This is a genomic window from Streptomyces sp. NPDC060035 (assembly GCF_042736635.1).
Classification (GTDB): domain Bacteria; phylum Actinomycetota; class Actinomycetes; order Streptomycetales; family Streptomycetaceae; genus Streptomyces.
In genome coordinates this window covers 220,791-232,540 of record NZ_JBHWVO010000011.1, presented here as the reverse complement: position 1 = coordinate 232,540, position 11,750 = coordinate 220,791, and the positions used below count along the sequence as shown (strand labels likewise).

General features: G+C 70.0%; 8 protein-coding genes. 1 reads left to right on the top strand and 7 read right to left on the bottom strand.

The genetic code is table 11. The features are described 5' to 3' along the window. Nucleotides 1-129: 129 nt before the first annotated feature. A complete protein-coding gene (gene ppk2, locus ACFWBQ_RS19865; RefSeq protein WP_385490533.1) occupies nucleotides 130-1,065 on the bottom strand; it encodes a polyphosphate kinase 2 in 936 nt (311 codons plus the stop codon). A gap of 177 nt (nucleotides 1,066-1,242) precedes the next feature. Between ppk2 and ACFWBQ_RS19860 the strand changes: the two genes are divergently transcribed. Further along, the gene (locus ACFWBQ_RS19860; protein WP_385490434.1) at nucleotides 1,243-1,827 is read left to right on the top strand and encodes an MSMEG_1061 family FMN-dependent PPOX-type flavoprotein; all 585 of its coding nucleotides are present in this window, start codon (nucleotides 1,243-1,245) and stop codon (nucleotides 1,825-1,827) included. A gap of 1 nt (nucleotide 1,828) precedes the next feature. On the opposite strand, the gene ACFWBQ_RS19855 is transcribed toward ACFWBQ_RS19860, so the two are convergent. The 6 genes from ACFWBQ_RS19855 to ACFWBQ_RS19830 form a co-directional block, all read right to left on the bottom strand. Beyond that, a complete protein-coding gene (locus tag ACFWBQ_RS19855) occupies nucleotides 1,829-3,202 on the bottom strand; it encodes a hypothetical protein (protein ID WP_385490432.1) in 1,374 nt (457 codons plus the stop codon). A 61-nt stretch (nucleotides 3,203-3,263) separates the two neighbouring features. Further along, nucleotides 3,264-6,350 (bottom strand): glycoside hydrolase family 3 N-terminal domain-containing protein, encoded by a 3,087-nt coding sequence (locus tag ACFWBQ_RS19850; RefSeq protein ID WP_385490429.1) that lies wholly within the window; start codon nucleotides 6,348-6,350, stop codon nucleotides 3,264-3,266. 39 nt (nucleotides 6,351-6,389) lie between these two features. Next, entirely contained in the window at nucleotides 6,390-8,261 is a 1,872-nt protein-coding gene (locus tag ACFWBQ_RS19845; protein ID WP_385490426.1) for a discoidin domain-containing protein, read from the bottom strand. A gap of 21 nt (nucleotides 8,262-8,282) precedes the next feature. Further along, on the bottom strand, nucleotides 8,283-9,695 hold the full coding sequence (locus ACFWBQ_RS19840) for a GH1 family beta-glucosidase (RefSeq protein ID WP_385490424.1): 1,413 nt from the start codon (nucleotides 9,693-9,695) through the stop codon (nucleotides 8,283-8,285). Nucleotides 9,696-9,743: 48 nt separating this feature from the next. Beyond that, nucleotides 9,744-10,739 carry an ABC transporter ATP-binding protein gene (locus ACFWBQ_RS19835; RefSeq protein ID WP_385490421.1) on the bottom strand — a complete coding sequence of 332 codons (996 nt, stop codon included), beginning with the start codon at nucleotides 10,737-10,739 and terminating at the stop codon, nucleotides 9,744-9,746. After that, nucleotides 10,736-11,749: an ABC transporter permease gene (locus tag ACFWBQ_RS19830; protein ID WP_385490418.1), complete on the bottom strand. Its 1,014-nt coding sequence runs from the start codon at nucleotides 11,747-11,749 to the stop codon at nucleotides 10,736-10,738. Before ACFWBQ_RS19830 ends, ACFWBQ_RS19835 begins: the two co-directional genes overlap by 4 nt. Nucleotide 11,750 lies beyond the last annotated feature (1 nt).

Sequence of the window (11,750 nt, the reverse complement as noted above, 5' to 3'; positions counted from 1 at the left end):
CCTCTATTCATCTAGGTTCCTAGCACTATAGGACTCTAGTGACCCCTGGCCTGTCAACGGAGCACGGGAAAATGACGGCAACGCGAGAAGGGCGGCACACATGTGTGCCGCCCTTCGCTTCCGTACGTCCTACGGGTGTTCGCCCGGACCTTCCGCGTTCGGAGCGAAGCGGGTGGGCGAGAGGGCGGTGTCCTCCTCGCCCGGTTCCAGCAAGGTGGCGGCGGCGCCCACGATGAGGGGGTCCGGCCTGCCGACGGCATCGGGGTCCTTGGACCTGTAGTCGATGCGGGCCAGGAGGCTGCGCATGGCTTCGAGACGGGCGCGGCGCTTGTCGTTGCTCTTCACGACGGTCCACGGCGCGTGCGCGGTGTCGGTGACACGGAACATGTCGACCTTCGCCGTGGTGTAGTCGTCCCAGCGGTCGAGGGAGTCGATGTCCGTGGGCGAGAGCTTCCACTGGCGTACCGGGTCGACCTGGCGGATGGCGAAGCGGGTGCGCTGCTCGGCCCGGGAGACGGAGAACCAGAACTTCACCACGACGATGCCGTCCTCGACGAGCATCTCCTCGAAGGCCGGACACTGCTTGAGGAACAGCTCGTACTCCGGCTGGGAGCAGAAACCCATGACCCGCTCGACACCGGCCCGGTTGTACCAGGAGCGGTCGAAGAAGACGATCTCGCCCGGCGCCGGCAGGTGGGCCACGTAACGCTGGAAGTACCACTGGCCCCGCTCGCGGTCCGTGGGTTTGTCCAGGGCGACGATGCGGGCGCCACGGGGATTGAGGCGTTCGGTGAAGCGCTGGATGGTGCCGCCCTTGCCGGCCGCGTCCCGCCCCTCGCACACCACGACGACCCGCGCACCGGTGTCCTTCGTCCACCGCTGGAGCTTGAGCATCTCGATCTGCAGGATGCGCTTGACCGGGTCGTACTCCTTGCGGCGGAGCTTGCGGTCGTACGGGTAGTTCTGCCGCCAGGTCTTGATCGGCCGACCGGCCTCGTCGAGCAGGACCGGCTGCTCCGGCCTGCTGGTGTCGACGGTCAGCCCTTCCAGCAGCTGCTTGCCCATCTCGTCACGGTCCACCCTGCCCAGCCTGGCACCCGTTCGGCCCCGGTGCCACCGGATGGCGGAAGGGCGCGAACACGTCCCCCGGCGCCGGGCACGCACGGGAGTCCAAGTAAGGTAACCCTAATAATTGCAGGCCGGCGATTCGCTGCCGCACCCCCACCAGGTACGGAGAAACCCTTGTCGAACGCCGCGCCCGCCCCCTCCCGTACCGGGGACCCGCTGGCCGGAGCCGTGCCCCTGCGGTCGGCGGAGCAGCTGCAGGGGATCCTGGGCACTCCGTGGCCCCTCGTCATCGACAAGGTCCATGACACGCTCACCGAGGACGACCTCGGCCTGCTGGCCCGCGCGCCGTTCTGCGCCGTGTCCACCTCCGACGCCGACGGCACCTGCGACACCTCCCCGCGCGGCGGCGAGCCGGGCTTCACCCGGGTCCTGGACAGGCGCACCCTCGCGATGCCCGACCTTCCTGGCAACCGGCGCGGCGACAGCTTCCACAACATCCTGTCCAACCCGCACGTCGGTCTGCTCTACCTCATACCCGGCGTGATGACCGTCCTGCGGATCAACGGCCGCGCCCGGATCCTCACGGACGCACCGTTCTTCGACGACATGACGGTCAAGGGCAGGCGCCCGGACCTCGCTCTGCTGGTCGAGATCGACGAGATCTACCTGCACTGCCCGGCTTCCCTGCGCCGCTCCGGCGTCTGGGCCCCGGAAACATGGGAAGGGGCGGTCCAGGCGCCCTCACCCGACAGCCTCTGAGTCAGAACCCGCCCCCGTCGAACCCTCCGCCACCGCCGAAACCGCCGCCGTCACCGAAGCCACCGCCGCCGAAGCCGGAGGAGTCGAAGTCGGAGCCGGAGAAGTCGCCGCCGCTCCACTCCCCGCCGCCCCCGCCGAAGTCACCGCCGCCGTACTCCGCCGCGTAGGCCGGGGTGGCGAGCATCGAGCCGAGCATGGTCCCGACCAGCAGACCGGGCAGCAGACCGCCGCCGAAGTAGCCGCCCGCCCAGGGCCCGTACGCCGGGCCCGCCTCCCAGTACGGACGGCGGCGGCCGTCGCCCACGTCGACCGTACGGCTCATGGGGTCCTCGCCCTCGCGCAGCCGCACCTCGTCCGCGCCGCAGACCGGGACTTCCCGGGCCGCGCCGCCGGACGGGCTCCACAGGACGTCCGCGACCGACGGGCCGTGGCGCGGGTCGAAGAAGCAGGGCGGGCGGCGGGCCGGGAGCGAACTGCCCTTGCGGCGGGCCTCCAGGACGGCGAGGGAGAAGCGGCCGTCCTCCAGGGCCTGGGTGACCCCGCGCACGTCGGAGGGGTGGCGGGCGTTGCCCATACGGGACTTGGCGTCCTCGTAGGAGTCGAGCGCGCCCTCGTAGTCCGCGCGCATCGCATCGTCGGCGCCCTTCTCCGCGGGGTGGAAGTCGAGCCGGTCGAGGGTCTCGCCGTATGCGGTGATGTCCTCGTCCACGACGACCCGGAGCTTTTCGAGGGAGGCCTGTTCCTCTTCCTCCTTGCGCTTCCTGTTGCGGCGGACGATCGTGTACGCGCCCGCGCCGCCGGCCACGGCCACCGCACCCAGTGCGATCAGGCCGGTCGCTCCGACTCCGCCGGTGTCGTCGCTGCTTCCGCCGGACCACGACGCGGGGGCGCTGCCCCTGGCCTGTTCGACGGCGCGGTCGACGAAGGCGTTGAGCTGCGTGGCGGCGTTCGTGTCCGTGCCGGGTGCCTTGACGGCCGTGGTGAGGTTCGACACCGCCCGGACCGGCATGACCTGCGGGTCGGCACCCGCGTTGAATCCGTCGCCGAGGCGGACCGCGTAGACGCCGGTGATTCCGGTGGCGGTACGGAGGTTCTGGAGGAGGTCCTGCTCGGGGAATTCGGACGTTGCCGGAAGCACGGCCACGAAGACCGGCTTGTCGGCGTCCAGGATCTTCTTCTCGAGGGCCTTCTCCTGGGAGGAGGAGAGCTGGCCGGTTGCTCCCGGGTCCACGTATACCGGGTCCTGGCGCAGGGCCTGGCCGGCCTCGTCGACCGTGGCGGCGGCGGCCGGTGCAGCAGGGGCCATCGCCAGCACGGCCACCGAGAGTATCAGCAGCAGGAAGGCCCAAAGGGGGGCGAACAGCCTCTTCCGCATACTCCGAAAGTAACCCAAGTGGGCGGCAAACGCGCCGCCCACCCGGGCTTCCTCCATGTTGTTACGCTGCGCGGTACGCCGTGCGCAGCTTGGCCACCGCTCCGGTCAGGTCGCCGGTGAGCAGCAGGTGGTCCGCCTCGGCGAACGGCTTGGACACCGCCGCTGTCAGCTTCCCGCCGGACTTCTGCTGGACCAGCAGCCTGGCCTGGTCCACGATCACCTTGCCCGCCGGGGTCTTTCCGAGGTGCGCCTTCTCAGCGAGCTGCGCGGCGGCGGCGAGGGCGGTGAGGGTCAGCTCGCCGCCTCCCGGAACCTTCTTGAGGGTGGTCAGTCCCCAGCCGTACGGGAACTGCGGGTCGTACGCCGCGTCGCCGACGTTGATCGGCAGCTGCGACTCGGACCTCGGCCAGGTCACCGGGAGCTGTCCGGTGAAGGCCTTCTTGCCGTAGAGAACGTCGGCGACGCCGTCGCCCTCGGTGCCCGGCAGCCAGGAGGCCACCAGCGCGTCGATGTCACCGAGCTTGTCGCCGATGAGCTGCGGGCGCCCGGAGACGACCAGGACCGCGCACTTCATCGCCGCGCAGACCTTGTCGACGGCTGCCTTGTCGGCGGCCGTGAGCTCCAGGTCGTGGCCGTTGCCGACGTCACCGATGCCTTCGGCGTACGGGGTCTCGCCGACGACCACGACACCGACGTCGTAACCGTCCGTGGCAGCCGAGGCGTCCTTGGAGTACGTGGCCGAGGCCGTGTTCTTCCTGATGCCCTCCAGGATCGTCGTGCCCGTGGTGGTTTTGCCGGAGGCACCCTGCCAGCTGATGGTCCAGCCGCCGGCCTGGTTGCCGATGTCGTCGGCGTTGGAGCCGGCGACGTAGACCTTCTGGGCCGGCTTGAGCGGGAGGACCGCACCGTCGTTCTTCAGGAGGACCTGGGACTTGGCGACTGCCTCGCGGGCGACCGTGCGGTGTGCGGCCGAGCCCACCTTGTCCAGGTTGGAGGGGTCCGCGTACGGCTTCTCGAAGAGGCCGAGGCGGAACTTCTGGGTCAGGATCCGGGACACCGCGTCGTCGATCCGGGCCTGGCTGATCCGGCCGGCGGTGACCTCGTCCTGGAGGGTCTTCGTGAATCCCTGGTACGCCGTCGGCACCATGATCATGTCGAGGCCGGCGTTGATCGACGTACGCACGTCACTGGCGTAGTCGCCGGGGATCTGGTCGATGGCCTGCCAGTCGCTGATGACGAAGCCCTCGAAGCCCATCCGGTCCTTCAGCACACCGTTGATCATCTCGGCGTGGGCGTGCATCTTCACCGGACCCTCGTCGTCCCCGATGATGTCCAGCGAGGAGTACGACGGCATGACCGTGCCGACTCCGCGCTTCACGGACTCGGCGAACGGCGCGAGGTGGACCGCTTCGAGCTCCTCGCGGGTGACCTTCGTGATGCCCTGGTCGATGGGGTACGAGCCGGTGGTGGACGAACCGAACTCCGTACCGCCGTCACCGACGAAGTGCTTGGCGCTGGCCAGCACCTTGTCGCTCCGGTCCAGGTCCTTGCCGGAGGGGTGGCCCTGCATACCGGTGATCACCGTCTCCATGGCTTCCACCAGGGCCGGGTCCTCGCCGTAGGCCTCGTAGGAACGGCCCCAGCGCTCGTCGCGGGACACGCAGACACAGGGGGCGAAGTCCCACGGGATGCCGGTCGCGCGCACCTCGCTCGCGGTGACGGCCCCGGTCTTCTCGGCGAGCTTCGGGTCGCGGCCCGCGCCGATGCCGATGTTGTGCGGCATGATCGTCGAGCCGATCACGTTGTTGTGGCCGTGCACCGCGTCCACGCCGTAGATCAGCGGGATCTGGAAACGGGTCGTCCGGGCGCGCAGCTGGTAGGCGTCGACCATCTTCGCCCAGGCCGCGGCCGTGTTCGGGTTGGGCACGGAACCGCCGCCGGAGAGCAGCGAGCCGAGGTCGTACGTGGCGATGTCGCCCTGGGACTTCAGCGCGTTGCGCTCGGCCTGGGTCATCTGGCCGGCCTTCTCGGCGGGCGACATGCGGGACAGCAGATCCGCGACGCGCTTCTTCACCGGAAGCTTCGCGTTCTGGTACGGGAGTCCGTGGGCATCGATGACGACCTGCGGGTTCTCCTTGGGCGGCTTGGCCCCGGTGACGGTGAGTTCGAGCGGGATCGTCTCGGCCGACTCGGCGCCGTCGTCCTTCGCCGTGGTCACCGAGACCGTGTGGGTGGTGCCGGAAGCGGTACCCGCGGGGAAGGTGTGGGTGCCGGTGACCGGGGTGTAGTCCTTGCCGGACTCGGCGCTGCCGCCGTTGGTCGTGTACGCGACGGTGACGGGCTCCTCGATGGGGACGGAGCCGGTGGTGGCGACGGAGATCCTGATGTCCGCCGTGCCGCCCTCCTTGACCGGGTGCACGGCCGAGTCGATGACGACGCTCGACTTCAGCGCCGGGTCGGCCTTCCCGTACAGCTCCACGGCGTCCATGGCGAACGCGCCGGGGGCGCCGGTCGGGAGGGTGAGGGCGTAGCCCCACATCTCATCGAGGCCGAGGACCTGGTCGATGCCGCCGACAGGCTGGTAGTCCGCCCGGTAGACGAAGTCCGCGAACGGGATCTCGACCTGCTGCCAGCCCTCCCAGTCGTCGGTGAAGGACGTGGTCCACAGCTCGGACGCGCCGCCGCTGGCGCCGCCGTCCTTGATCTCGAAGTTGATGCGCTTGCCCGAACCGGGCGGCAGGGGCGCGGTGTTCTGTCCGTACCACCAGAAGCGGATGCCCTTGTGGGCGGTCCAGTTCTTCGGGGACTGGTCGACGGCGAACTCGTGGCTGAGTCCGCCCCAGGCGCTGATGTCGTAGGTGCCCTGAAGGACCTTGGTGCCCTCGGGGGCGTCGGCGCGCTCCTTGAACTCCAGAGCGGGATGGTCGTCGGCGTCGCCGCCCCAGGTGAAGAGGGAGTCGGCGGGCGGGTTGCCGAGCGGGACCTCGCCCTCGAAGCGGTCGACGAGGACCGGTGCGGGTTCGTCGCCCTCGACAGCCGCGCTGGGGACGGCCCCGGCGAGCAGTCCGGCGAGGACGGTGACGGCGGCGAGCGCGGCGGTCGCCGGTCTCGCTCGGTTGAGTGCGCGGGTGTGCGGTGTGCGTGGCATTGCGGCTCGTCCTTCGTTTCTGTCGTTCTCTGGCGTCGGCTACTTCTGTTCGACCCGCACCCAGTCGATCTCCGCCTTGATGCCACCCTGCGCGACACGGTCGACGCTGGACTGCGGAAGACCCCAGTAGGGCTGGGTGACCTTGTTCCACCCGGCGGGGTAGGCGCCGCCGAGGGCCAGGTTGAGGATCACGTACTGGTTGTGGTCGAAGACCCACTTGCCGCGGGTCGACTCCAGCTTCTGGCGGGAGGTCTGCTGGACGACACGGTCGTCGACGGTGAACGTCATGCCTTCGGGCGTCCACTCGACGCCGTAGGTGTGCCACTGATCGGCCCGGCCGCCGTTCGCGAAGGTCTGCTGCTTGCCGATGTTGCCGTCGGCGGAGTAGCCGGGGCCGTGCAGGGCGGAGCTGGTCCAGTCGCCGTAGCCGATGTTCTCCATGATGTCCGTCTCACCGGAGCCCGGCCAGGAGACCGCCGGGTCGTCGACATCGCTGCCCAGCATCCAGAAGGCGGGCCAGTAGCCGTCGCCGACCGGCAGCTTCATACGGGCGCTGACCTTGCCGTAGGTGAAGTCGAACTTGGTGTTGGTGTCGACGCGGCCGGAGGTGAAGTCGAAGGTGCCGTTGGGCGTGGAGGTGCAGCCCTTGCAGTACTTCGACTCCAGGACCAGAGCCCCGTTCTCCGTGCGGATGTTGTCCGGTGAGTCGACGTAGGCCTGCGACTCACCGTTGACCGGACCCATCTCCGTACCGGTGCGCACCGCACGCCACTTGGAGCGGTCGAGGCCCGAGCCGGTGAAGTCGTCGAAGAAGGTGGTGTTGTAGGCGCCGCCCTGGTCCTTGGGCAGGGCCGGGTAGGCGGCGCCGGCGTTGCCTCCCGTGCCCCAGACCTGGAACTCGTAGAGGGAGTAGCCGAACTGGGCGGTGGAGGGCGCCGGGTTGTAGAAGGAGCGGCGCTCCTTGCCGAGCATCCGGACGTACCGGCCGTTTGCCGGGGCGGCCAGGTTGATCGTGTCGTGGCGCCCGACGGCGTCGCCCGGGGATTTCACGTCGGCGCGCCTGGCGGCGACCTCGGCGGCGGACGGGCGGTGGACGGTCCGCCAGTTCCTGTTGTCGTCGGAGACCTGGATCTCGTAGTCGACGGCGTAGGCCGCCTCCCAGTACAGGTCGACGCTGCTGATGGTGGAGGTGGCGCCGAGGTCCACGCCGACCCAGCGGTCCGCGTTCCAGTCGGAGGACCAGCGGGACCGGTCGGCCTTGAGGTCGGCCGGCCAGCCGCCGTCGGTGACGTAGGCGGGCGAGTTGCCTGCGTGCTGGTAGAAGTTGCCGAAGGTGGGGTGGTTCAGGGCGAGGTTGGCGCGGGTCGTCGAGGCGGGGGCCGGCTCACCTCCGTACACCTGGAAGGAGAAGAGGGAGTAGCCCCAGCCGGTGGCCCGCTGCACTCCGCGCATCCGGACGTAGCGGCCGGTGACTTCCTGCGGGTAGGTGTGGGCGGTGACGGTGCCGCCGGTGCCTTCGGTCTCGGTGTAGAAGTTCGTCCAGTTGGTGCCGTCCGCGGACACTTCCAGGACGTACTTCTTGCCGTAGGCGGCTTCCCACTCCAGCTTGACCTGGTTGATCCGGACCTGCGCGCCGAGGTCGATCCGTATCCAGGCGTCGTCGGCGGCATTGCTGGACCATCTGGTGGTGGCGTTGCCGTCGGCGGCGGCCCCGGGCACCGTTGCGGCGTTCTCACTGCCGGACGCGGTGACCGCGCCGGGGTCGGCCGTGTAGGCGGCCGCCGCCCTGTCCGTGTCCCAGGCGACTGCGGCGGCGGCTTTCACGGCGGGGGCGGGGGCGGCGAGGGCGACGGGGGTGGCGAGGGCCACCAGGGCGGCGGTGGTGGCGATCAACGTCGTACGAGAGGGCATGTGGGGGTGCTCCGATACGGGTCAGTCGTGACGAGCGTTCCGGGTGAGGTGGATCGTGTCGCGGTACCACTTGGCGCTGTCCTTGAGCGTCCGCTCCTGCGTGTCGTAGTCGACCCGGACGATCCCGAACCGCTTGTCGTAGCCGTAGGCCCACTCGAAGTTGTCCATCAGCGACCAGGCGAAGTAGCCCCGGACGTCGGCGCCCTGGGAACGGGCGTCGGACACGGCGGCGATGTGGTCGGCGAGATAGGCGGTGCGATCCGCGTCGGGGACGGAGCCGTCGGCGGCGACGGTGTCGTCGAAGGCCGCCCCGTTCTCCGTGATGACGGTCGGCAGCGCGTAGTCGCGCTGGAGGCGCAGCAGCAGACCGGTGAGTTCGGTCGGGGTGATCTCCCAGTCCATCGCGGTGCGGGGCAGGTCGCGCTCCACACCACGGGTGACGGGGAGTCCGTCGGCATCGGTGGGCGATCCGTCCTCGGTGACTCCGGAGAACAGGGCGCCGCGGTAGAAGTTGACGCCGAGGACGTCGAGGGGGGTGGCGATGGTGGCCAGGTCGCCGTCCTGGACGGGCAGTTCGATGCCCTGGGCCGCGAGGTCCGCGACGATGTCCTGCGGGTAGCTGCCGCGGACGATCGGGTCGAGGTAGAGGCGGGTGCCCATCCCGTCGGCACGGCGGCAGGCCTCGCGGTCGGCCTCGCTGTCGGTCTCCGGGGTGGCGGTGCCGAGGTTGAGGGTGATGCCGAGCTCGAGCGGGTTGTCGCCCGCCGCCTCGCGCATCCGCTGCGACGCGAGGCCGTGGCCCAGCAGGAGGTGGTGGACGGCACCCATGGCGTCGCCCATGTCGCACCGGCCGGGGGCGTGCGCTCCGTAGGCGTACCCGAGCATCGCCGAGCACCACGGCTCGTTCAGCGTCGTCCAGTGCTCGACCCGGTCGCCGAGCGCCTCGTAGGCGAGCATCGCGTAGTCGGCGAAGCGGAACGCGGTGTCACGGGCGGGCCAGCCGCCGGCGTCCTCCAGCTCCTGCGGCAGGTCCCAGTGGTAGAGGGTGATCCACGGAGTGATGTCCCTGCCCTGGAGCTCGTCGATCAGCCGCTTGTAGAAGTCCAGGCCCTTGGCGTTGGCGGGTCCCCGGCCGCCCGGCTGGATGCGCGGCCAGGCGAGCGAGAAGCGGTACGTGTCGACGCCGAGGCCGTCGATGAGCTCCACGTCCTGGGGCATCCGGTGGTAGTGGTCGCAGGCCACATCGCCGTTCTCCGCGTTGTGCACAGCGCCCGGGACCTCACAGAAGGTGTCCCAGATCGACGGGGTGCGGCCGTCCTCCCGTGGCGCCCCCTCGATCTGGTACGAGGAGGTGGCGACGCCCCAGCGGAAGTCGGCCGGGAGTCCCTGGACGGCGGCGGGCTGCAGGCTGCTGCGGGGCGTGGCGAGATTCATGGGTCTCCGTAAGTCCTTTGTGGGGTGCGGTGGGACGTGAGGCGCAGGTCAGGCCGGCTGGGTGTGCAGCCAGCAGGCGACCTCGCGGTCCTGGACGGCGTCCGGCGCGGCCAGGACCGGGACCCGCACGGTGCACGGCTCGAAGGCCTTGTCGCAGCGCGGGTGGAAGGCGCAGCCGGTGGGCATCGCGCTGAGGTGCGGGGGAACCCCGGGGATGCCGGTGAGCTCGCGTCGGGGGCCGTGCAGGGCGGGGAAGGAGTGCAGCAGCCCGTCGCTGTAGGGGTGGCGGGGGTCGCGGTAGATCTCGGCCGCGCCTGCCTGTTCCACGATCCGGCCCCCGTACATGATCGCGATCCGGTCCGAGAACTCGATCAGCAGGGAGATGTCGTGGGTGATGAACACGACGGAGAAGGAGAGCTGTTCCCTCAGCTGGACCAGCCGGCGCAGGATCTGGCGCTGCATCACGACGTCGAGCGCGGTGGTCGGCTCGTCCATGATGACGATCTCGGGTTCCAGGGCGAGCGCCATCGCGATCATCACGCGCTGGCGCATGCCGCCGGAGAGCTGGTGCGGATAGGCGGCGAGCCGGTCGGCGGAGATGCCGACCAGGGTCAGCAACTCCTCGGCCCGCGCGGTCCGTTCGCGGGACCGCATGTCGGGGCGGTGCGCCTTGAGCACATCGGTGAGCTGACTGTGGACGGTGTGCACGGGGTTGAGGGAGTTCATCGCCCCCTGGAACACGATCGACAGCTCCTGCCAGCGGAAGGCACGCAGCTCGTCCGGGGACAGGGAGAGGATGTCCACGGGCTCGGCGCCCGGCCGGTGGTAGTGGACGTCGCCTCCGGTGATCACCCCGGGCGGGGAGAGCAGCCGGGTGACGGCGTACGCGAGTGTGGACTTCCCGGATCCCGACTCTCCTGCCAGGCCGAGGACTTCGCCGCGGTGCAGGGTGAGGTCGATGTCGCGCAGCGCCTGGACGCCGCTCGCGCCGGTGCCGTAGTCGACGTTCAGTCCGCTGATGGTGAGGATCGGGTCGCCGGTCATTCGCTCTGCTCCTTGGTGCGCGTGCCGGTGCGGGCGGCGGGGGTGCCGGTGCGGTCCGTACGGGCCACCGGGGTGAATCCGACGCGCATCCTGACCTTCCGCGAGGCGCCGGTCGCCGTACGCAGTCGCGGGTTGACGAACTCGTCGATGCCGAAGTTGATCAGGGCGAGGGCGGTGCCCAGGAGGGCGATGCACAGGCCTGCGGGGACGAACCACCACCAGGCGCCCTGGGCCAGGGCCTGGTTGGACTGGGCCCAGAAGAGCACGGTGCCCCAGTTCCAGTGGGAGATGTCGGCGACGCCGATGAAGGCGAGGGTGATCTCCGAGAGGATGGCGAAGATGACGGTGCCGACGAAGCCGGACGCGATGACGGCGGTGAGGTTCGGCATGATCTCGAAGAGGATGATCCGCCAGGTCGACTCGCCGGTGGCGCGGGCCGCTTCCACGTAGTCGCGCCGTCGGAGCGACAGGGTCTGCGCCCGCAGGATCCGCGACCCCCAGGCCCACGAGGTGAGGGCGATCACGGAGGCGATGAGCAGATCCCCGGTGTCCGGGACGAAGCTCGCGATGATGATGATCAGCGGCAGTCCGGGGATGACCAGGAAGATGTTGGAGAGCATCGAGAGGATCTCGTCGGCGGCCCCGCCGATAAATCCGGCGCTGACCCCGATCAGTACGGACAGGGCGGTCGCGAGGATGCCGGCGATGAAGCCGACGACGAGGACGCCCCGGGTGCCGACGAGGATCTGCGAGAGGACGTCCTGCCCGGTCTGGGTGGTGCCGAACCAGTGGGCGGCGGACGGCGCCTGCAGGAGGTCCTCGCTCATCAGGTCGGGGTCGTACGGGGCGAGCCAGGGGCCCGCGACGGCGAGGATCACGAAGACCGCGAGGATCAGCAGCCCGGTGCGGGCCTTCCCGCCGCGCAGGAAGCGGAACCTGGCCCTGCTGGTGGGTGCGGCCGGGGCGGGCACCCCTTCGAGCACGGCGGTGTCGGTGGCGGTGACGGCCATC

Bases quoted from the DNA above. Each gene is read 5' to 3' on its own strand.
- ACFWBQ_RS19835 (WP_385490421.1), bottom strand. From the start codon at position 10,739: ATGACCGGCGACCCGATCCTCACCATCAGCGGACTGAACGTCGACTAC.
- ppk2 (WP_385490533.1), bottom strand. From the start codon at position 1,065: ATGGGCAAGCAGCTGCTGGAAGGGCTGACCGTCGACACCAGCAGGCCG.
- ACFWBQ_RS19850 (WP_385490429.1), bottom strand. From the start codon at position 6,350: ATGCCACGCACACCGCACACCCGCGCACTCAACCGAGCGAGACCGGCG.
- ACFWBQ_RS19855 (WP_385490432.1), bottom strand. From the start codon at position 3,202: ATGCGGAAGAGGCTGTTCGCCCCCCTTTGGGCCTTCCTGCTGCTGATA.
- ACFWBQ_RS19845 (WP_385490426.1), bottom strand. From the start codon at position 8,261: ATGCCCTCTCGTACGACGTTGATCGCCACCACCGCCGCCCTGGTGGCC.
- ACFWBQ_RS19840 (WP_385490424.1), bottom strand. From the start codon at position 9,695: ATGAATCTCGCCACGCCCCGCAGCAGCCTGCAGCCCGCCGCCGTCCAG.
- ACFWBQ_RS19830 (WP_385490418.1), bottom strand. From the start codon at position 11,749: ATGGCCGTCACCGCCACCGACACCGCCGTGCTCGAAGGGGTGCCCGCC.